The 21804-nt window shown below is 63.3% G+C and carries 19 protein-coding genes; 18 read left to right on the top strand and 1 reads right to left on the bottom strand.

Features of this window, described 5'->3' with window-relative positions; genetic code table 11:
- Nucleotides 1-400 precede the first annotated feature (400 nt).
- The 3 genes from ACYCTF_RS11085 to ggpS are packed head-to-tail and all read left to right on the top strand — an operon-like array spanning nt 401 to nt 3731.
- Nucleotides 401-1450 (top strand): NAD(P)H-dependent glycerol-3-phosphate dehydrogenase, encoded by a 1050-nt coding sequence (locus ACYCTF_RS11085; protein WP_461284873.1) that lies wholly within the window; start codon nt 401-403, stop codon nt 1448-1450.
- A gap of 2 nt (nt 1451-1452) precedes the next feature.
- Complete coding sequence (locus tag ACYCTF_RS11090) at nt 1453-2217, top strand: HAD family hydrolase (RefSeq protein ID WP_461284874.1); 765 nt, start codon at nt 1453-1455, stop codon at nt 2215-2217.
- Nucleotides 2196-3731 (top strand): glucosylglycerol-phosphate synthase, encoded by a 1536-nt coding sequence (gene ggpS / locus ACYCTF_RS11095; protein ID WP_065971541.1) that lies wholly within the window; start codon nt 2196-2198, stop codon nt 3729-3731. The genes ACYCTF_RS11090 and ggpS overlap by 22 nt, the downstream gene beginning before the upstream one ends.
- 656 nt (nt 3732-4387) lie before the next feature.
- On the opposite strand, the gene ACYCTF_RS11100 is transcribed toward ggpS, so the two are convergent.
- Nucleotides 4388-5449 (bottom strand): NAD(P)-dependent alcohol dehydrogenase, encoded by a 1062-nt coding sequence (locus ACYCTF_RS11100; protein ID WP_461284875.1) that lies wholly within the window; start codon nt 5447-5449, stop codon nt 4388-4390.
- 871 nt (nt 5450-6320) lie between these two features.
- Here ACYCTF_RS11100 and ACYCTF_RS11105 point away from each other — a divergent pair.
- The 15 genes from ACYCTF_RS11105 (at nt 6321) to ACYCTF_RS11175 (ending at nt 21686) form a co-directional block, all read left to right on the top strand.
- Nucleotides 6321-6776, top strand: coding sequence for a hypothetical protein (locus ACYCTF_RS11105; protein ID WP_461284876.1), 456 nt, complete (start codon nt 6321-6323; stop codon nt 6774-6776).
- 199 nt (nt 6777-6975) lie between these two features.
- Complete coding sequence (locus ACYCTF_RS11110) at nt 6976-7833, top strand: type II secretion system protein N (RefSeq protein ID WP_461284877.1); 858 nt, start codon at nt 6976-6978, stop codon at nt 7831-7833.
- A 121-nt stretch (nt 7834-7954) separates the two neighbouring features.
- A complete protein-coding gene (gene gspD, locus ACYCTF_RS11115; RefSeq protein WP_461284878.1) occupies nt 7955-10132 on the top strand; it encodes a type II secretion system secretin GspD in 2178 nt (725 codons plus the stop codon).
- Nucleotides 10125-11573 carry a type II secretion system ATPase GspE gene (gspE, locus tag ACYCTF_RS11120; protein ID WP_461284879.1) on the top strand — a complete coding sequence of 483 codons (1449 nt, stop codon included), beginning with the start codon at nt 10125-10127 and terminating at the stop codon, nt 11571-11573. The genes gspD and gspE overlap by 8 nt, the downstream gene beginning before the upstream one ends.
- A gap of 2 nt (nt 11574-11575) precedes the next feature.
- A complete protein-coding gene (gspF, locus tag ACYCTF_RS11125; RefSeq protein WP_461284880.1) occupies nt 11576-12787 on the top strand; it encodes a type II secretion system inner membrane protein GspF in 1212 nt (403 codons plus the stop codon).
- Nucleotides 12788-12792: 5 nt separating this feature from the next.
- Complete coding sequence (gene gspG, locus ACYCTF_RS11130) at nt 12793-13218, top strand: type II secretion system major pseudopilin GspG (RefSeq protein ID WP_461284881.1); 426 nt, start codon at nt 12793-12795, stop codon at nt 13216-13218.
- Nucleotides 13206-13664, top strand: coding sequence for a GspH/FimT family pseudopilin (locus ACYCTF_RS11135; protein ID WP_461284882.1), 459 nt, complete (start codon nt 13206-13208; stop codon nt 13662-13664). The genes gspG and ACYCTF_RS11135 overlap by 13 nt, the downstream gene beginning before the upstream one ends.
- The gene (gspI, locus tag ACYCTF_RS11140; RefSeq protein WP_461284883.1) at nt 13639-14019 is read left to right on the top strand and encodes a type II secretion system minor pseudopilin GspI; all 381 of its coding nucleotides are present in this window, start codon (nt 13639-13641) and stop codon (nt 14017-14019) included. Before ACYCTF_RS11135 ends, gspI begins: the two co-directional genes overlap by 26 nt.
- The gene (gene gspJ / locus ACYCTF_RS11145; RefSeq protein ID WP_461284884.1) at nt 14016-14609 is read left to right on the top strand and encodes a type II secretion system minor pseudopilin GspJ; all 594 of its coding nucleotides are present in this window, start codon (nt 14016-14018) and stop codon (nt 14607-14609) included. Before gspI ends, gspJ begins: the two co-directional genes overlap by 4 nt.
- Nucleotides 14606-15541: a type II secretion system minor pseudopilin GspK gene (gspK, locus tag ACYCTF_RS11150; RefSeq protein WP_461284885.1), complete on the top strand. Its 936-nt coding sequence runs from the start codon at nt 14606-14608 to the stop codon at nt 15539-15541. Before gspJ ends, gspK begins: the two co-directional genes overlap by 4 nt.
- Nucleotides 15505-16827 (top strand): type II secretion system protein GspL, encoded by a 1323-nt coding sequence (gene gspL / locus ACYCTF_RS11155; protein ID WP_461284886.1) that lies wholly within the window; start codon nt 15505-15507, stop codon nt 16825-16827. Before gspK ends, gspL begins: the two co-directional genes overlap by 37 nt.
- Nucleotides 16824-17324, top strand: a complete 501-nt coding sequence (gene gspM, locus ACYCTF_RS11160; RefSeq protein ID WP_461284887.1) for a type II secretion system protein GspM — start codon at nt 16824-16826, stop codon at nt 17322-17324. The genes gspL and gspM overlap by 4 nt, the downstream gene beginning before the upstream one ends.
- Nucleotides 17324-18070 carry a type II secretion system protein N gene (gene gspN / locus ACYCTF_RS11165; RefSeq protein ID WP_461284888.1) on the top strand — a complete coding sequence of 249 codons (747 nt, stop codon included), beginning with the start codon at nt 17324-17326 and terminating at the stop codon, nt 18068-18070. The genes gspM and gspN overlap by 1 nt, the downstream gene beginning before the upstream one ends.
- Before the next feature lie 1076 nt (nt 18071-19146).
- Nucleotides 19147-20712 (top strand): YadA family autotransporter adhesin, encoded by a 1566-nt coding sequence (locus ACYCTF_RS11170; protein WP_461284889.1) that lies wholly within the window; start codon nt 19147-19149, stop codon nt 20710-20712.
- Between the two features lie 836 nt (nt 20713-21548).
- Nucleotides 21549-21686, top strand: coding sequence for a transposase DNA-binding-containing protein (locus ACYCTF_RS11175; RefSeq protein ID WP_461284890.1), 138 nt, complete (start codon nt 21549-21551; stop codon nt 21684-21686).
- Nucleotides 21687-21804: the final 118 nt, after the last annotated feature.

Here is a 21804-nt window from a genome sequence, read left to right on the forward strand (position 1 = left end):
TAAGCCCCAAATGCGTCTTCCTCTATCCCCTCGTAGCCGACGCGCGCGAAAAACTCCAAAAACCTTCAATAGGCCCCCAGCGTAAGCCGGCAAGAAGTGATAATCGTTTCTACATTTAGAATTGCTGACCAGTCTCCGATGTGTCTATTCGGGATGAACTCGTTGTGGTATTGTAGGGTTCATCCGCGTACCTGAACTCGAGTCAGTCTGCGCGCCTCCTTCATTTCCTCTTTACTGTGCAAGAGGCGATCGCTTTTGTGGGTGTTTTTAGGGGTATCCTGGGTTCTCTCGAATTAATGACGTTCGGATCTTCGATGGCCGTGCGTCGTCCTGATCGTCAAGGGTATTCCTGCGTCCCGGAAAGAGCGCCACATTGCGGTTGAAGGCAAACCGGGGCCCTATGAAAATCGAACGCTTACCCTCATCGCGTGATAGAAGGATCGGGAATGGCGCGTATCCGCCCGTGGCGGCCGTGGTCGGTGCCGGGGCCTGGGGTACGGCGCTTGCGACTGCGTTTTCGCGTGGTGGCTACCGTGTGAATCTTTGGACGCGTCAGGCGCGTGTCGTGGCCTCGATCCGCGATCGGCGCCGTAATTCCGCCTACCTGTCCGATGTTCAGTTACCGGATGGGCTTACGGCTACCACGGACCTTGCGTGCGCACTCCGCGGCGCCGAAGTGGTGGTGATGGCGGTTCCAAGCAGCGCCTTACGCGTGATAGCGCGACGCGTCGGACCGCTTTTGCCGGCCGATGTCCCTGTGCTTTTTGCGAGCAAGGGGCTCGAGCTAGGCAGTGGCGCGTTTATGACGGAGGTTGCGGAGGCCGTGTTCGCCGGGCGTCTCGTCGGGGTGCTGACAGGTCCCGGCTTCGCCGCCGAGGTCACGCGGGGGGAGCCGACCGTGTTGACGCTCGCCCTGGCGGCGCTCTCTGGCCAAAAGACCGTCGGCCGAGGGGCGCGCGAGTTTGCCGAGACCTTCAAGGCGCGTCTTGCGAGCGGCGGGATCTCGGTGGCGATCACCGACGATGTCGTGGGGGCGCAGGTGGGCGGGGCCCTGAAAAATGTCATCGCGATCGCCTGTGGTATGGCGGCTGGCCGGGGGTTTGGCGAGAACGCGCGCGCGGCGATCATCACGCGCGGCTTCGAGGATATGCGCAAGTTGGCCGTGGCGCTCGGCGGCCGCGCAGAGACTTTGCTTGGCAGCTGCGGGGCGGGTGATGTGTTTCTCACGTGCGCCAGCACCCAGTCGCGCAATTTCCGTCTGGGTGTGGCATTGGCGCGTGGCGATGAACCCCCGGCCGGGGTGGTTGAAGGTATCAACACCGCCGAGGCCGTGCGTATGCTTGAGCAGGATGCGGACATCGACCTGCGTCTGCCGCCCGTGATCCGCGCGCTATGGGCGCACGAGATATCCCCGGAGCAGGCGCTCGAACGCCTGTTGGGCGTGGATTGAGGGTGGCGGTGGCCGAGGGTCGTAAACCGACGGTGCTTGCCACCGATCTCGACGGCACCTTCCTCGGAGGGGATCGGGCCGCGCGCGGTGCGCTTTATCGGTGGATCGCCGAGCGCCGCGACGAACTTATGGTGATCTTCGTCAGTGGGCGGGGCTTGGGGTTCATGCGGGAACTGGCGGATCGCTTGCCGGTGCGTCCGGATCATGTGATCGCGAATGTCGGTACGAGTGTCGCCGCCGGTCCTGACTGGCGCCCGCTGGCCGACATCGAGTCGTGGCTTGATGCGCGCTGGCCCAAGGATGCGCCCGCGCGTATCGCGAAGGTACTTGCGCGCTATCCCGGGCTTACCGCGCAGCCGGTCGTGGAAGGGCGGCGGGTCTCACGTTACTACCGCGATCACGGCGAGGCGATTGCCGCGCAGGCGGACGTGGAGCAGATCGGGTTCGAGGCCCTGCTCTCGGATGGGCGCTATTTCGATGTTCTTCCGTCCGGAGTACGTAAGGGCCCGACGCTTTTAAGGACACTCACCGCCCTGGGGATCGCGCACGAGCGCACGCTGGTTGCCGGAGATACACTGAACGATTTGTCGTTGTTCGAGACCGGGCTTGCCGGCGTTGCCGTCGGCAACAGCGAGGCGGGGCTCGTGCGCGCCGTCCGCGCGTGGCCCAATGTGCATCTGAGCACCAAGCCCGGTGCGGCCGGGGTACTAGAAGCGCTCAGGGTATTCCACGAAAGGGGGAGTTTATGGGAACACCGCTCGTCATAGTCTACCATCGCCAGCCTTACGAGGAGAAGGTTGTCGATGGCCGCACGGTGCTCGTGGAGAACAAGAGTCCCAATGGCATCGTGCCTGCGCTTAAGGGGTTTTTTGGAAACGTCGAGCGCGCCACCTGGGTTGCCTGGAAAAAGGCCCCGGCTGGCAAGAAAGGGGCATTTGAGCCGCGCATTACCGTGGAGGACAGCTACGGGAGTTACGAGGTCGCGCGCCTGCCGCTCGATGGTAATCAAGTTCGCCAATTTTACCATATCACATCGAAAGAGGCGTTGTGGCCGGTGATCCACAGCCTTCCGTACGCCTTTAGCACCGAACATACCGATTGGGCCACGTTCCGCGATGTCAATGAGCGCTTCGCGGAGGCGGCATGCGCGGAGGCGGCGCCCGGCGCGGTTGTATGGGTACATGATTACAACCTGTGGCTCGTTCCGAAATTCGTGCGCGATCGACGCCCGGATGTCACGTTGGCGTTCTTTCATCACACGCCCTTTCCGGCGCCCGATATCTTTTGCATTCTTCCATGGCGCGAGGAGATTCTGGAGAGCCTGCTCGCCTGTGATCTCGTGAGCTTTCATGTGGCGCGCTATGCGCGCAATTTCGGGGCGCTCGTCAAGGCCTTGCGTCCGGCGGCGATCATGGAAGATGGTCCGGTGCCTCCCGAATGGCAGAATGTCGGCACGGCCTTGACAGAGGACACCGCGCCGCGCTCCGTGACGGTTCAGGGTCATGTCACGCATATCGATGCGACCCCCATCGGGACCCATCCCGAGCTCATACGCACGATCGTCGAAAGCGAACGCGGGCAGGCACGGGCACGGGCGATCCGCGAGGAGATCAAGGAGGATATCCTGATCGTTTCGATAAACCGCGTGGACTATACGAAGGGCGTGCATCAGATGCTCGAGACCTTCGATCGCTTGCTGGGGCGGCGCCCGGAGTTGCGCGGGCGCGTGAAGTTGATCCTGACGACGGTGGCGCCGGCCGACGGTATGCGTGTCTATCGCAATGCGCAGCAGCAGATTGAACAGACTGTGGGGCGCATCAATGGCCATTACGGGACGCTGACGTGGCTGCCTATCATGCTATCCACCAATCCGATGCCCTTTGAGGAGGTCTTGTGTTGCTATCGTGCGGCGGACATCTGCTGGGTGACGCCGTTGCGTGATGGCCTGAATCTGGTGGCGAAGGAGTTCGCGGCTGCCAATGAGGGGAGTGACGGGGTGCTTGTGCTCTCGGAATTCGCGGGGGTCGCAATCGAGCTGCGGGGCGCGGTTCTGGCGAATCCCTACAGCCGCAATTCCATGGATCGGGCCATCGATGAGGCGATTGATATGCCGCGCGCGGAACGGCGGGCGCGCATGGAGCGTATGTTTGAGCAGGTGACGCGCCTCGATATCCGCCATTGGACGGCGCACATCCTGGAACTCTTTTCGCGTGTGAATCCCGCGCAAGGCCAGGGGGGAGGGGTGTTTCGTGATCGCAGGGACAAAGTCGGCACACACTAGATTCGCGAGCTTTCCCGTGTCGGGCGGTGTACGCATGGTCTTCATGCAAGACAGGGTTTGTGGGCGCTGTGGGCGGCGCGCGGCCGCGATATCGTGATCCTCCCATCTTGGCGTACCGACCAAAAAGCGCCAGACGCCTGCGCATGGGCCCCCCGTGGGCGTGGCGGTGATTCCCGGCTAGATGCCTGACGCCGATACGACCTCCGAGGGTTCCAGGCGGGCCAATAGTGTTCCCTCGTGGCTTCCTGGGCCAGGTATTGAGCGTCCGGGACCCTGCGGCCCCTCCCGCCAATCGACCATCCGATCGCCCAGGGCCTCCTGAAGGGCGATAGGGGTCATGGTCGTGTCGCTAGGGCGCCGTGCCGATGCGTGTGGCCCGAAGGGCACCGCATGACGCCTCCCGTTCGGATTCCCACGTTCGCTTCGCGTCAGCATGGCGCCCGCTCGCGGCCCGCGGTCGTCGTCGGCCGTTGTCCACATGGATGCGTGCATCAATGCGGTCACGCCCCGGGCGCGAATGGGATGCCTGCCGCACCCATCCGCCAAGGCCCGTCCGGAGCGCATGGGGTCTCTGCGCACGGTCCCGGTCAACCGCTCCGCAGGGCCTCTTTGAGACGGCGCGGATCCGGCGCGTATCAAAGCCATGGCAGCCTCTATCAGGACCCGAGGGTCCCCATATCGATGACGAAACGATATTTGACATCGCCCCGGACCGTACGCTCATAGGCCTCATTGACGTCCTTTATCGAGATGCGCTCAATGTCGCACACGATGTTGTGCTGGCCACAGAAATCCAGCATCTCCTGCGTCTCCGGCAGACCGCCGATCAATGATCCCGCCAAAGATCGCCGCCGGAATATCAAGGGAATCCCGTCGACCTTTTTGAGGGGTTCCACGGAACCTACGATCACCATCGTCGCGTCGCGCTTCAATAGGGCCATATAGGGGTCGACATCGTGGCCCACGGGAATCGTGTTCAGCAGAAAGTCAAAGCGATCCCGCGCCTGTTTCATGGCCTCGGCCTGCGTGGAGATCAGCACGTCGTCGGCGCCGAGCTTCCTCGCATCCTGGCCTTTGGAAGGTGAGGTTGTGATCATCGTCACATGGGCGCCCATGGCGTGCGCGAACTTTACCCCCATGTGACCGAGCCCGCCGAGACCGATGATGCCCACTCGCTGGCCGGCCCCGACGTTCCAGTGCTTGAGCGGGGAATATGTGGTAATTCCCGCACACAGAAGCGGGGCGGCCGCCGCCGGATCGAGATTCTCCGGGATGTGCAGGACGAAGCGCTCGTCCACGGTGATTGTGTCGGAATAGCCGCCAAACGTTACAGCGTGCGGCGTTCCCCCGATCTTGTCCTCGCCACCATAGGTGCCGGTAAAGCCATGGTCGCAGTATTGCTCCAGACCGGCCTGGCAGGAGGGGCAGGTGCGGCAGCTGTCTACCATGCAACCGACGCCCGCGAGGTCACCCACTTGGAAGCCCTTGACCTCACTGCCGATCGCAACGACCCGCCCGACGATCTCGTGTCCAGGAACAAACGGATAGGAGGTCCAGCCCCATTCGTTGCGCGCCGAATGGATATCCGAGTGACAGATGCCACAGAACAGAATATCGAGGACGATGTCCTGGGGTCGTGGGTCGCGACGCTCGAATGTGAAGGGTTGCAGCTCCGCGGTTGCCGATTGTGTCGCGTATCCTGTCGTTTTTATCGTCATTGCGGCCTCCATTTATGCCTTTCATCATATTTTGTGTCTGGCGGCTAAAAGGCTCCATGCCGTCAAACTCGGTCCATCAAAATGCCCCGACGCGCGGCCGTTTCGCGCTTGCAGACGTCCAGACGCGCCTCAGGCGGCGGCCGACGCCATCGGCATCTTGTGTTCGTTGGGTATGTATCGGCACTCGGTGCGACGCACATCGACGTGCCGCTATCCGGGTCGCCACCGGTGTTACGCGTGCCGGCGCGCTCTTCGGTCATCGCCATCGCAAAAAGCCCGCGGATGTCCATAATCCCGGGGTGCCGGTGCGGCAACGAGCACCTGTCTTGCAGGTGGCCTGCGCCCCTTGTCTATCATCGCCGGCGCATCGATGGGCGCGCCTTTACCTCGCCGTCATGATCAGGCCCGATCTCTCTGGCGAATCCGCATGAATACGCGGCGCCGAAGAGGACGCATGCGATCGGTGGCGGACATTGGGGATGTGCCCATTAAACCAAATACGCAGGTCGACGACAAGTGCGCGAAGGCCCTCTGCATCCTTTAGAAAAACGCGCGCGCGACAGGATCAATAAACGAGCCGATCACGCGACCTGAAACCGCGAGGGTCCAAGAAATGGATGGAAACCTCCTGCAATCTCGCGAATTCGTGTGTGGAAACCCCGGAAATGCGTGTGGCAGGCGCCCGCGGCGCATTTGTAGGGATGTATACGGTGCGCCCTGATTGGCGCTCGTTCTTGGACAGGGGCAAGCTCATCTGTCATAATGCCAAACCACCTTTTTTGGTGGGCGTGCCCATCCTACTTAGGTCCGACTTATGCGGACTCAAGGGTGCTATAGGATGGTTTCGCACGCAGAGCATAAGGAGAGACACATGAAAACAACGAAACGGCTTTCGCAATGCCTCGGGGGGCATGCGTTACCGGAAAGCAGCGTTCTTTGGTCTTCTCGTCACGGGCTTTTCTGGACACTCGGGGCCTTCGCAACTATGGGATTGATTGGCGCGGCCTTGGTTTCGAGTTACTGGAACAAGGGCCAGCTCGTGCGTGCGACGATGGCGGGGGCGAACCGCATTGTCCTTACGGCCAATGCCGCACCCCCGGCCCTATGGTCCAATGCCTGGCTTGGTCGCCGGCCATATCGCGCCGTGGCGTTTCATGGCCTTCGAAGGGTCGCGACCGGGTTCAGCCTCATGACCTTGCAGAAGCCGAGGACGCTCACCCAGGATTTACTGCATGTGGCGCCCGATATCTCCGTTCGTTTAACCAAACTCAAGGATGAGTTGTCGGCCGAAACCACCCGGGTATTCGCAGCGCACGCGTGGCTTTGACGGCCAGCTGACGCGCCATCGGCCGGTTGGTCACAGCCTTTTATCCGGTCGCGATAGGCCCCGTAAACGCGAGAGGACCGCATCGAGCATGCGTTTGCCCGGATGAGGCCGCTTTGGATACCTCGAAAACCAGGATGGGACGCGCGTGGCGGACGGATATAATGCGCCAATGCAAACGGAGCAATGGCAGCAGAGCAAAATGTCCTGGCAGGCTCTCGGTGGGCGGCTTCTCGCCGCTTCCGCCAAGCCGCGCACGGCGAAGGTCGTCAATGGCGTCGCAATTATCGGTCTTGCGGCAGTCCTGGCCCACTGGACCTGGGGGGTGCTTTCGTCACCGGTACGAGCCGCATCGCCGCCTGTCATAAGCGCGCAGTCAGCGCCGCCACCGCTGCGGGTGTTGCTGAAAAGCCATTTATTCGGTCAGTCGCCAGCAACGACCTTGGCGGCGATCCCGATCAGCCATCTCGCGCTGACCCTTTCGGGGCTGGTGGCGGGCCATCCGGGCGTGGCTCTGATCGCTGGGGCAAGCGGGAAAGTGTATCCGTACCTCGTCGGGACCAGCGTGGCCCCGGGCGTGGTTCTGGCGGCCGTCACCGCGGATCGGGCTATTCTGCGGCAAAACGGTCGACTCGAGAGCCTTTTGCTGTATTCCCGGACGCCTGCGGCGCCACCGGCATCGGTAACCCCCTCCATGCCGACGGCGCGCGCCCGGGCGGCCGCTGTGCCTCATCCCTCGGGGTGGGCGCCCGCCGTGACGGTCCCTGTGAAGCCATCCGTAGTGGCAGCGTTTGCGAGCGTATCGAATGCCACGTTGAAGTCGTGGCTGGCGCCTGGGCCGGAGGGCGGCGTGTTGGTCAAGGGTGCGCCGGCGCCGGCCTTTGCGAGTCTCGGTCTGCGTCAGGGGGATGTGATCGAGGAGGTGAATGGGCGGCCCGTGAATTCCCTGGGCGCGGCGGTCGGCGCTTATATCGCTGGCGCCAAAAGTGGCGATGTCACAGTGGATGTGGCGCGCGACGGACGCATGAAGGTCTTTCAGTACACGATGCAAGCCCCATGAGTCCGTTTGTGTGGTGGATACCCTTTCTAAGGACGGAGTACCGATGGGTGAGTGGGTATGTAGCCGGCCGTGTGTTAGCCGGTCATGGGCGGGGATCGTTCTAGCGCTGTTGCTGGCGTTCATGCAATCGCCGGCCCAGGCCGCGAATGAGCACGCGGGTCCGAGCCCGGGGGCTCCCGTGGTGGGGGCGCGTACCCCGCTTGCGACCACGCCTCCGTCACACCCTGTACTGAGTTCCGGTACGGGGCCGGCCATGGCCCGCGCCGGATCGACGGTGGTCAGCACGTCTCGCAAGATTCCGCCAGGCGAGATGCTGTTTAACTTCAATAACGCCAACATTCGTGCCGTGATCCGCACGGTCGCCGAGCTTACCGGCAAAAATTTCCTGGTCGATCCGCGGGTGCAGGGCAAAGTCACGATCATATCGACTACGCCTGTATCCGTGAAGGCCGCCTACCAGATCTTTGTAAGCGCCTTGAAGGCGCAAGGGTTTGCGGCGGTTGCGGGCCCGGGTGGCGTGATCAAGGTGCTGCCTGAAGCCAATGCCCGTCAGGCGGCGCCGGTCAGCGGCTACTGGCCGCGTGGGGGAGATCAATTGGTAACCCAGATCATACCGATCGAAGAGGGCGAGGCGGCGCAGCTTATGCCTCTTCTGCGGCCCCTGATGTCGAGTGCGGGAATCCTGTCTGTCTATGCGCCGACCAATACCCTGATCGTTACCGACGATGCCGATAATATCCGCAGGCTTTTGCGTATCGTCTATGGGGTAGAGACCGAGATGCGTGCGCCTATCGCCATAGTTCCGGTGCGTTATGCGTCCGCGGTGGACATTGCCAACCTCCTTGTGCGCCTAGGTGAGGCCCAATTACCCAATGCTGCGGGCATGCCGAGCGGCAACTACAGCCCCGTCTACATCGTGCCGGATACGCGTACCAACAGTTTGCTCGTGCGTACCGCGAGCGTAAAGAAGCTCAGATTCATCGAGGCGCTCGTGCGCAGGCTCGATGCGCACGGTGCGAGCGGGGGGACCACGCATGTGGTGTATCTCAGAAACGCCCGGGCCACCAAGATTGCAAAGATCCTGCGCGGTCTTTTACAGGGGGAAGCCAAGGGTGCCAGCCAGCGTCAGAGCGGGCCGGTGGTGCCGGTAGCCCTGCCGGGAGAGCCGCCAGGGGCTCCCCAGGTCCGCAACCGTGTCTCGGCACGCGCCATCAAGACCTCGCTCGTCCAGGCCGATCCATCGATCAATGCGCTCATCATAAACGCCCCCAATGCCGTGTATGACAGCCTGCGCGCGGTGATAGCAAAACTCGACATCCGCCGGGCTCAGGTATTCGTCAAGGCGCTCATCGCCGAGGTCACGGTCGATAACACTGCCGAGCTCGGCGTGCAGTGGGCAGGTGCGGCTCCGGCCGGGAGCGGCGCCGTAGGCGGCGTCACGAACTTCCCATTGACGGGCTCAGGAATCGTTTCGACCGCGGCGAGCCCTTCGAACCTGGCCAATGACGCGGGTCTTGCGCTCGGGTTCATAAGCGGTACTGTCAAGCTCGCCGGCGGACAAACGGTCGTCGGACTATCGGCATTTGCGCGCGCCCTGCAATCGGTCTCGGGCGTGAATGTCCTTTCGACACCGGACCTTTTAACGCTCGACAATACCGAAGCGAAGATCATGGTCGGCCAGAATGTGCCGTTCATAACCGGAAGCTACTCCACCGCGGGAACCGTAGGTACAGTGGGCGTCAATCCATTTCAGACGGTCGAGCGCAAGAACGTGGGCCTTACTCTAAAGATCAAGCCGCAAATAACGGCTGGCAACAACATCAAGATGCATATCTATGAAAACGTGTCGAGCATAGCGCCGAGCCTTTCCGGCGCAGTCGACCTCATCACGAATAAGAGAGAACTGGAGACCACGGTTATCGTCGCCAATGGCAAGACCATAGTTCTGGGCGGGCTCATCAGTGACGAAGTCGAGAACAACTGGCAGGGGGTGCCATTGTTGGACGACATACCGTGGATAGGAAACTTGTTTAGGTACCGCCAGCGCGTGAAGAAGAAGACCAACCTCATGGTTTTCCTGAAGCCTGTCATCGTACGCAACAGCGAGCAGAGCGAAGGGTTCACGGCCTCGCGCTACGCCATGATGCAGGCTGAGGAGGACGCGGTACGGTTTTCACGGTCGGTGATATTGCCAAATTACCATCAGCCCCACCTGGCGCCCCTGAAGGAGCGCCGCGCCGGGACCGGAATGCACCCCACGCACAAGGGAGCAAGGCCCGCAGGTGCCGCCCATGGTTGAGATGATCGAGCGCCCACTGGATAAGGAGTGGGTCGCTAAGCTGCCCTACCACTTCGCCAAACGTTATGGCGTGATGAGCGTGGGGCTTGTCGGCGATGAGGTCGAGGTCTGGCAGCGCGCGCAGGTGCCTGGGGTGGTACTGGCGGAACTCGAGCGCGTACTGCGACGGCCGCTTAAGCTGAACACCGTAGGCGAAGAGGCGTTTCTGGCGGCGCTCAATACGGGTTATGCGCGCGACATGTCGCAGGCCCAGCAGATCATGGGCGATCTCGACGACAAGCTTGATCTCGCCGAACTCGCACAGCATCTCCCAAAGACCCAGGACCTTCTGGAGAGCGAGGGCGATGCCCCCGTGGTGCGCCTCATCAACGCGCTGCTCACGCAGGCGGTGCGCGAACAGGCGTCGGATATCCATGTCGAGGCGTTCGAGACGCGGTCTTTGGTGCGCTTTCGGGTGGATGGAGTACTGCGCGACGTCATCGAGCCCCAGAAGGCCGCGCATGGGGTGTTGGTATCGCGTATCAAGATCATGTCGCGGCTCGATATCGCCGAGAAGCGCCTGCCCCAGGATGGCCGCATTACCTTGCGCCTGGCCGGCCGGCCGATCGATGTGCGCGTCTCCACCGTTCCCACTGCGCATGGTGAGCGCGTGGTCATGCGGCTTTTGGATAAGCAGGCGGGGCGCCTGAACCTGGGTGCGCTGGGGATGCCCGACGATACGCTTGCCACCTTGCGCGCGCTCATCAATGAGCCGCATGGGATCTTTCTCGTGACCGGCCCCACGGGTTCGGGCAAGACGACCACGCTCTATTCGGCGCTCGGTGAGCTCAATACACACACATCGAACATCATGACCGTCGAGGATCCGGTCGAATACGAACTCGATGGCGTGGGCCAGATCCAGGTGAACCCCAAGATCGACCTGACCTTCGCGCGGGCGTTGCGCTCGATTTTAAGACAAGACCCGGACATCGTCATGATCGGCGAGATCCGCGATCTTGAGACCGCCCAGATCGCTGTACAGGCGAGCCTGACCGGTCACCTGGTGCTTGCGACCTTGCACACCAATGACGCGGTGGGGGCCGTCACGCGCCTGGTCGATATGGGTATAGAGCCGTTCCTCGTGGCCTCGACCCTCCTCGGGGTCCTGGCGCAGCGCCTCGTGCGCACCGTGTGCGGGAGCTGTCATGGACAGGCGCAGAGCACGGGCAAGAGCTGTCCGGCCTGCGGATCGACCGGATTTCAGGGGCGCACCGGGCTCTATGAGCTACTTACCGTCGATGACTCCTTGAAGGCCCTGATCCATGACCGGGCGGCCGAGGCGCGGCTGCGCGAGATAGCGCTTTCGCGCGGCTTGCGGACACTTCATCAGGACGGCCTGCGGGTCGTGGCCGAGGGACGCACCACCACTGAAGAGGTTATGCGGGTCTCCCGCGACTGATTATGGCGGCATTCGAGTATGAGGCACTAGACAGCGAGGGACGCGCAGTCAAAGGGGTCATGGAGGGCGATGCCGAGCGGCGTGTCCGCGGCCTTCTGCGCGAAAAGGGTTTCATACCCGTCAAGATCGCGCCGATCGGCAAGGAGCGGAGCGAACGGCGGGCGTTCCGTTGGCAGGGCGGTCTCAAGGCCGCGGAGCTTGCGCTCATCACGCGCCAGTTCGCGACGCTGGTGCGGGCCGGCCTGCCGATCGAGGAGGGCCTGCACGCCCTGACCGAACAAAGCGAGTCGGCGCGCGCGCGCAAGATCCTTGCGGCGGTACGCACCAAGGTACGCGAGGGGCAGCCTCTGGCGCAGGCCCTGGGTGATTTCCCGGGGTCTTTTCCGCCACTCTTCCGGCACCTCGTGGAGGCCGGCGAACAGTCCGGAAAACTCCCGGTTATCCTGGAGAGGTTGGCCGATTACACTGAGCAACGCCAGGCATTGACGCAGAAGGTATGGGTGGCATTTCTCTATCCGGCGCTGGTCAGCGTCGTCGCCGTAGCCATCGTCGGCGGCCTGCTCGTGTACGTCGTACCGCAGATCGCCCAGGTTTTCGTCGATAGCGGCGCGCCGCTTCCGTGGGCCACGCGGACCCTGATTGCCATCAGCCATATCGCCAAGGAGGGGGGCGTGTTGTGGCCGGCCGGCGGGCTTGCGCTCCTGCTCATGGGGCGATGGCTGCTGCGTAAGCGGGAGCGGCGCGTCGCCTGGCAGAGGTTTTTGCTGCGCGTGCCACTGCTGGGGCGGCTCATCCGTAGCCTGAATGCGGCGCGGCTTGCGAGCACACTTGGGATCCTCACGAGTTCCGGGATTCCGCTTTTGGCGGCGCTCGACACGGCCTTGCACGTCGTGACCAATCTGCCGATGCGGATGGCGGTCGAGGAGGCCAAGCGCCAGGTGCGCGAGGGCGGGTCGCTCGGTCGCTCGCTCGGGCGGGCCAAGCTCTTCCCGCCGCTTGTGATCCACCTGGTGAGTAGCGGCGAGGCGAGTGGGTCCCTGGATACCATGCTGGCGCGCGCCGCCGAGGCCCAGACGCGGGAATTGGAGGGCTTTGTGACGGCGCTCACGAGTCTCATCGAGCCAGTATTGATCCTGGTCATGGGGGGAATGGTGCTGTTCATTGTGCTCGCCATCCTCCTGCCGATATTCGACATGAACCAACTTATCAAGTGAACCTTATGCCTAAGAGTCAGCGGTCGCACGGTTTTACCCTCATCGAGGTCATGGTCGTCATGGTGATCATAGGGATCCTGGCGGCGGTGATCGTGCCGAAGATCATGAATCGCCCCAATCAGGCGCGTATCGTGGCGGCCAAGAACGACATTCGTTCGATTGTGAGCGCCCTGAAGCTCTATCGTCTCGACAACGGCCAATACCCGACCCAGCAGCAAGGCCTGAAGGCGCTGGTGCAAAAGCCGACGTCGGGCCCGGCCGCGTCCGACTGGCGTACCGGCGGCTATCTCCCGCACCTGCCCGTCGATCCCTGGGGACGGCCCTACCAGTATCTGAATCCCGGTATTCATGGGCGTGTGGATGTCTTCAGCTACGGGCCGCACGGCAAGGGTCACGGTATGAAGGATGTCATCGGATCATGGCAGCTCTAGCGGGCCATCGCGGATTCACGCTGTTCGAGGTCCTCGTCATTCTGGCCTTGATCGGCATCATGCTGGGCGTGGTCGCGCCGCGCCTCAGTCGCGATGTCGGGGTCTCCGCGCGCCATGAGGGTCTGCGTCTTGTGGCGCTCCTCCAGGCGGCGCGCACCCAAGCGATCGTGACCGGACGGCCGTATCGCGTGGACTTCACGACCCACGGCTATGATTTTCAGAGACTGAACGACCACGGACGCTTCACGGCCGTCAAGGGCGCACTGTTCCGGGCGCGACGCCTGCCGGCGGGCGCGGTGATTCAGGGTCTCGGGAAGCGGCGCGTCGTGGTGTTCACGCCAAGCGGTCTTGGGCGCATGTTTCATTGCGAGATCGTGACGCGCCACGGACGTTTTCTTGTGTCGGGCAATGATGATGGACATGTCAAAGGCGTGGCGCGTAGCTAGGTGCGAGGGGTTCACTCTGATCGAGGTGCTGGTCGCGCTTTTCATCCTGGCGATCGCGCTGGCCGCAGTCATGCGCAATCTGACCGGTGCGATCACCACCACCGGCGCGTTGCGCGACCGGACATTGGCGCTGTGGGTGGCCGAGAACCGGTTGGCGCGCGTGGAGGCCATCGTTCATTGGCCGCCGCTTGGGCGGCGCCACACGAAGGCCCGTGAGGACGGCCGGCGGTTTCGGGTGGTGACGAAGGTGGTGACGACCCCCTTGCCGGAGATCCGGCGGGTGCGCGTCACGGTCCGCCGTGCGCGGCGGCCGCAGGTGCTGATGCGGCTTGTCGGCTTTGTACGCAAGCCATGACGCGCAACCGCGGATTCACCTTGCTCGAGATGCTGGTGGCGATCGCGATCTTTGCCATCGTCGGGGCGATCGCCTACACCGGTCTGGACCGCGCGATGGCCATCCGCACGCAGTTGAAGAGCGTGCGCGTGCGCTGGCAGGCGCGCGGGCTCGCCTATTACCGGCTGGCCAATGATCTGGCCCAGGCGCGCGGGCGGCCAGTGCGCGATGGCGCCGGTACATTGGTACCGGCATTCATAGTGCGCCGGATGGGCCGCGGGGTGCGGCTCAATTTCACGACCGGCGGCACGCCGCCATTCGGCTCAGGTCCGGCAAGCGATCTGCGGCGCGTCGATTACACGGTCATGCATGGGCAGTTGATATGGCGGCGTTGGGCGGTTCTGGATCGCGCGCCCGGCGAGCGCCGGGCCAAGGAGGTCTTGATGCGCGGTGTGCGGAGTTTTCGCGTGCGGCTGCTGGCGTCCAATGGACTGTATGTGCGCAGCTGGCCGCTAGCCGGGCAGCCGGCCGCGGATCCGACGGCAGTGAAGGTGGTCCTTACTTTGAAGGGCGGGCAGCACATTCGCTGGCTGTTTGCGGTCGGCCGATGAAAAGCCAACAGGGCCTGGCGCTCATCGTGGCGTTGTTGGTGGTGGCGCTGACGGCCACCATCGCCGCCGCCCTCATGCGTGGCGAGTCGGTGTGGTTCAAGGAAAGCGCCAATGTTCGTGCGTTGTCGCAGGCGCACGCGGCCATGGATGGGGCGTTTCGGCTCGCCGCCGTGGAGGTCACCGATGAGGGGCGTCATGATCAGATCGATGACTTGAGCGAGCGCTGGGCGCAGCCGCTGCCGCGATTTCCGGTGGCCGGGGGGACGGTGCATGCGTTGCTCATAGACCCGGAGGGACGCTTCAATCTGAATGATCTCGTGGTGGCGGGCAAGGAGGTGCCGACCGCGCTCGCGGTCTTTACGCGACTCTTGCAGCTTGTCGGCCTAAACCCCGAGCTGGCGCAGGCAGTGGTGGCATGGGAGATCCCGCCGGGCTCGCCGGGCGGCGGTTTCGACTCCGTGTATCTGGGGCGCCGCACACCCTACCGGGCCGGTCGTCAGCCCTTGAGCGGTGTCAGCGAGTTACGTCTTGTGAAGGGTTTCAGTGCCAAGATCGTGCACAAGTTGCGGCCCTATATCACGGCCTTGCCGCTGGCGACGCCGATCAATGTGAATACGGCGCCAGCCCTGGTGCTGGCGGCTTTGTGCCCAGGTCTCACCATAAAGCAGGCGCAGATCCTGGGCGATGAGGCATTGCGTACGCCGTTTGCCAGCACCGCGGTATTCCAGCAGGCCCTTCCCCAGGGCGTACAGCCGGCCTATCAGACGGCCGTGCAGACGAATTATTTTCTGGCGCATGTGGCCGCCCGTTTCGGTGGCCTTGTCGTGCGCCGACGGGCGCTCTTATACCGCGCGGTGCGCGGCCAGAGGACCGTTATCTTGTGGCAGGAGGCATTATGGGAGCATCGTCGGATCACGCATACGCACGCCTAAGGGGTCTTATGCGCGTCGGCATCAGCAATCCCGCCGGTTCGGGCTCACGGATCGGGAAATGGCGCGAACAAGCACAGACATGGCTGCGTGCCCCGGGGGTGCCGCCGTGGAACGTATTTCTGACACCGACCTTCCCCGAGGATCCGGTTGTCGAGTGGCATGGTCCGGATGGCGAGGCGGGGCGTGGACCTCTAAGCGCGCTCCCGGAGTCTGCGCGCCGTGCGACGATCCGTGTCTGGACCCCAGCCGTTGAGACCCTGCTTACGGTTGCGCAGTGGCCGGGACGCGGGCGCGGGCGCCTGACGCAGGCCCTGCCCTATCTCCTCGAGGAACAATTGTTGGCCGATCCCGAGTCTTTGGTATTTTCCCACCGCGAGACCGACGCCGGGATCTTCGTGGCGGTGACCGCCAAGGAGCGGCTCGCGGTGTGGCGCGGGGCGGTCGACGAGGCGCGGCTCAGCGCGACTTTTTGTCCGGTGACTCTGGCGCTCCCATGGCGCCCGCGCAGCTGGTCCTGTCATTACGGCGACGGGCAATGGGCGGTACGCACCGGACCTTACAGCGGCTTTGGTGCCGCAAGCCCCCTGACGCAGGCCCCCGCAGCCCTTCGTCAGGCCCTCGAGGAGGCAGGGAAGACAGAGGCCGCGCCGGAGGCGATCGTATTGTTCGGGGGTGATGAGGCCTTGCGGGCGTTGATCGCGACGGAACTCGGTATCCCCGTCATCGCCGATCCACGACCTATAGCCGCGGGCGAGACACCGCCTTTTCGCCTCGGGGAGACCGGTGGTGCGGTCGGCGCGAGCGGTGTTGCGGCGCTACGCGCGTTGCGGCCGGCGCTCATCGCGCTGTTTCTGGTATTCGTGCTGGGGTTTGCGCGCACGGTGTTCGATTGGGTCGAGTTCTCGCACGAGGAGACGCGCGTTCACGCCCAGATGGTATCGCTTTTTAGCGCCAACTTTCCGAACGTCCCGGTGCTTGATCCGGCGCGGCAGATGCGTCAGGGGGTGGCGCGGCTGGCGGCGCGTGCCGGGGGCGCCACGCAGGGCTTTCTCGCGGTGCTGACCTCCGCGAGTCCGGCACTCGCGGGGCTTGCGCATGGCGATCTCACGCACCTTCAGTATCGCCACGGCCAAGTCCGTTGCGCGGTGCGTCTTGCCAATTTCGATGCCCTCACGGCCCTAAAGCAGAATCTCGTGCGTGCCGGGCTGGTGGTGCGGGTGACGCACGTCATGAGCCATCAGGGTGGCGTCCAGGCCCTGGTCACGATCACAAGGAGCTCCCCATGAGGGTCGTTATGTCGGTGGTTTCACGTATGCAATTGTTATGGCTTGCGCGCAGCGAAAAGGAGCGCCGCCTGATGCTCCTGGGCGCCTTGATGGCAGGACCGCTGCTGTTCTATGCCATCGTCTGGCAGCCATTGGCGTCGCGCGTTGCCCAGTGGGAGCACGTGTTGCCCCGCCAGCGCGCGGCGCTGGCGGTCATGCGCCGGGAGGCCTCCATGGTGCGTTCGCTGCGCGCGCATGTCGGGCGTGCGCCTACAGGCACGGGACTATTGAGCCTTATCGAGCAGCAGGCGCAGGACGCGGCGATCGGTGGCACGCTCGGTGAGTTGTCGCCACGGGGTACACACAAGGCCGAGGCGGTATTCGCCAAGGTCCCGTTCAATGCCTTGGTGCGCTTCCTGGCAGACCTGGGCGCGCGTGGCGTCGGGGTGTCGCGTGTCGAGCTCGTGCCTTCCGGGACTGGGCTTGTCAGTGGATCAGTGATCTTGGCTGCGCACTGATGAGGCGCAAGGCTCTTTATGGGCTATTGGCGCTCGGGGCCTATGCGGTGTTTCTGCTGGTAACCGCCCCGGCGCGCGTGGTCCTGCCGGATCTTATCGGCGGCCTGCCGGCGTTTCTGCGCGTCGCCGACATCCATGGCACGGTCTGGGACGGGCGATTGGCGCTGTTCGTATCTACGAACACCGGGGCCGATCCTCTGAGCCGTGTCCGTTTTCGCTTTACGCCGCTCGCCCTCATCGAGGGTCGCGCGGGGTACGATCTGCATTTTACCGGCGCCGTGCACGGACACATGCGCATAGCCTTTGGACGGAAGGTCCAGGCATTCTCGGACCTTGCCATCACAGCGCCCGCCGGTACGCTTGCCGTGCTTATCCCGGCCGCGCAAAACTTTGGTCCTGGTGGCGATCTTACGCTTCACGCCCGCACGCTTGTATGGGGGCCGCATCCCTTGGGCCGCGGCACCTTGACCTGGGACCAGGCGGCGCTCGTGAGTGCTCCTGTGAATCCGCTCGGGAACTATACCGCACGGTTCGTGCTCGCAAGCCAGGCCCTGTCTTACCGTATTCGTACCCTGACAGGCCCGCTACGTGTGACCGGGCACGGCCGCTACCGGCTCGCGCCCGGCGTCCTTTCGTTCGCCGGGGACGTGCACGGCCGTGGATTGCGTCTCGGGGGCCTCATGGAGAATATCGGTGTTCCTGACGGCCGCGGCGGTCGCAGGCTAACCTTCCGGATGCCCCTATAGGCTCTCTTGGGATCCTCGACAGGTCAGGGGTACAGGATCGTTCCGGGGTGCGGTCGCAGCCGCCGAGACGTGGCGACGCGCATCCCATGATCCGGTTCTGCGCACCGGCCCCGCGATTGTTGTTCGGAAAACGCGCGCCATCCTTTTTCGTGGTCTGTGTTCGCTGTCGGGGGGGGGCAGGCTTGCGCAAACCGGATTTCGCCATACACGATGCCCTTGCAATGGTAACAGTCATGCAATAGTCATCGTCCACGCCTCACAGGCCCTCGATCCACGCGTCGCGCCGATCGAAGGCGCGATCCGGCCCTGAATGGCCTGCGTGGGACGCCCTTGAGGATTCCCGCTTGCTCACCGCCGTCGCCCGGAATGACGTCGATGCCTTGAGGGCGGACATGACCACCAAATACACGGTCTAGATCCGGGTGTCGCGCGAGCTGCTTGGCGGGATCCCGCGCCGCAAGCCGGCGGGTCGTGCGCCTGATGGGAAAGCCGTGGTGCCGAATGTCCGCTGCTCCCAAACGAGTCCATGAAGGCCGTGGCCCGCCCCGTACGATCCAATCCCCCTTTGACGAAGGCGCGCCTGGGCCCAGACAGGCACCATCAACGGCTTCCTGCGGGCCTTGAATAGCCTCTTCCAGGTCGCCAAGAGCGAGGCAATGGCTACGGTCGATTCCCAACCATCCACACCGTGCTCTTTCGGATCGCCGGCAAACCCGACTGCTCGCCGATCAATCCGTATAGGCAAGGTCAATCCCCATGAAATTCGATAGGGCAAACCCTTTACGGGCAGAGGATTTGAACGAAAGGTTGGGGTAACCCGATTCATCGAAATACCATTTGACAAGACCCTCATTGACGAGTCGGCCCCTTGCCAAGATAATCCGCGTCAATGCCGCCTATCAGAGCGGCACCGTGGGGTGGTAAGAGGAGGCCTTGTGGGTCTCCTCTACAGACAATATCAACGATTCCGAATATGCCGAGATCCCGATACTTGGGAGTGGGTGCTATGCGCCCCTCGCCGGCAGATATGTTCGTTCCTGATATCCATTTTACTCTTCTTCATAGGGAGGTATGTTATGTCGTACTCTGACTTTGCATCTCATGGAATGCCCGCCCTGCTAGCGGGCGTTCGCTCGCGCGGACGGGCCCTGCTCTTTATCAGCGCCTTAAGTAGCTTGCTCCTCGCGCCCACCGCCTACGCCGTCTCCGGAGGAGGCGGGACCGGGGCCACCAATGGGGTGTGCGCGCAGGATGCCTATGACAATGTTGCTTGCGGCGCCAACAGCACCGCGAGTGGCGGCAACAGCACCAACGGTGGCCCCGTCAACGCCAGCACCGCCAGTGGCTACGGCAGCACCGCCAGTGGCGCCAGCAGCACCGCCAGTGGCGCCTACAGCCATGCGAGTGGCACCGGCAGCACCGCCAGTGGCTACGGCAGCACCGCCCTTGGCACCCAGAGCACCGCCAGTGGCTACGGCAGCACCGCCAGTGGCACCGCCAGCACCGCCAGTGGCTACGGCAGCACCGCCCTTGGCGGCGGCGACATCGCCCTTGGCGCGCAGGCTACCACGTCCTCGGGAACCCAAACCAACGGCAATATCGCCATCGGCTCGTCGACGGGGATCGTTACGGGCGCCGGTGTCACTAACAACCCCACCACCGCCAATGGCGGCAACAGCATCGCCATCGGCACGGGCGCCCAGGCCACCGCCTCGGGTGCCATCGCCATTGGGGCGGGGGTGACCAACACTACCGCCAACTCGGTGTCCTTTGGGAGCAATGCGGTGAACACTGCCGGCAGTCTGTCCGCGGGCAGTATCTCAACGGGCAGCATCAATGCCAACGATGGCGGGATCACCCACGCGGGGACCGTCTCGGGTGTCGCGACCAATACCCTGACCGCGACCAGCACCGATGCCGTCAACGGCAGTCAGCTCTATGCGACCGATACCCAGCAGGCCACGGATATGGCCAATATCAGTGCCAATACGATCCGCTTAAACGCGCTGGTGAACGGTCAGGCCGGGACCTGCATGGTCATAAACGGCGGGCTATCCTGCGGCGTCAATGCCAAAACGAATGGCGCGAATACGGTGGCGTTAGGCACCAATGCGACTGCCAGCTACGCGGGCTCGGTGGCCATCGGCGATGGCGCACAGGCCAACGCCGATCCGACCACCGCCATCGGCAACAACGCCGTGGCCAACGGCAACAACAGCACCGCCATCGGTGCCGATAGTACCGCCAACGGGGCCGGCAGTGTGGCCTTGGGGTATGGCTCGGTGGCCAATCGTGCCGATTCGGTGAGTGTCGGCAACAGCGCCACGGGTTTGAGCCGCCAGATCACCAATGTGGCACCTGGTACCCAACCAAACGATGCGGTGAATCTGGGGCAGTTGACCCAATACTCGGCGACCGTCGGGGCGGTCACCTCTTCGCTTGCCGAGGCCGCCGCGCAAGGCGCGATGAATCCCGAGGCCAACAGTGTGGCGCTCGCCTCGGCGATCTATGATGGCCAAGGGGCTATGGCCGTAAGCCTCCAGCATCGTTTTGGCAGCAGCTGGACGGCCGGGGTTTCGGTGTCGACCGATGGCACCGCGGGGAATACGGCCGCTTCGGTCGGCGGGAGCTTTGGTTGGTAGGCGTGCCCCGCTGTCGTGTGGTCCTTTGCGCCGGTCTATGGTCGTGCATCCCCAAAAACAGCGACCGGCGCAAAGGTTCGTTGTTATGATCATTCCTTCTCCGGAGGACATTCGGGCCTATCGGTTCTATCTGCCAAAGGGCGCCAGCTGGCGCCCGGCCGTATCGGAATCACCTGCGCCGCGCTACGATCCTTCTATCACGCGATCGGAAAACGAATGGCACTTAAAGCCGCAGTGGCATGATCCTGTGAGGATAACCGATTAAAAAGTACGGCATATGTGGACCGGGGTTGGTGAGATGTTTGTTACCACACATTCCCCCAAGACCGACCCCGAGGCCAACCTTGACGGGGCAGAGTCCCATTTCAGGCCACATCGCCAGCAGAGTAGGTGGCGCGCGCAGCGCATCGTTGCCGCGGGCTTTCCCATCTCCTGACAGGCTCGGAGTGGATCGAGGTAACCGCGTCGTACCTGCCTTAGCATCGCGGCGGCGGCATCCACAGGCGGTCACATTGTCGATGTCCGTGCAGCAAGCATTGGACGCCGACGGTTCCTGCCAGAAGGTTATGAACGACTGAGCCGCACTCGACGACCGTGTCCGCGTCACCCGGCGCCGCGCAAGGTCAGCGATGAGGAGTACCTGCAGCCAAAGATACCTGCACGATGCCGCCCTTGTATAATGACCCGAAATCCCCCCTATCTATTGCACACAAAGTTGCTCCCTTTTCGCAGAATTCAGCAGCACGTCCTCGGCATGAAGAAAAAGCTGGACACAACCAAAACGGTTTGCTAGCCTTACCCCCCATCGCAGCGCGCGAGGCAAGGGGCAGGGCGGCATGCCGAAGAAACCACGAATCGAGGACGCAGAGACACAAGCCCTTATGGAGGCCGGGACGCAGTCGGTGGAATGGGTGCGTGAGGAGTTCGCCCAGGCCGATCTCGCCGACAAGCGCCTCAATCGCCGGCTAGCCTGAATTTCCACGGCGCCGAATTGCCCTAACAAGGGTTGCCATTATTCGACGAGGCGCAGGGCCCGTCCGTTCCACCACGGGACATTGACCGGCGTGTTGAAGAGGCCGGAGGCGAGCACGA

The organism is Acidiferrobacter sp., assembly GCF_054609335.1.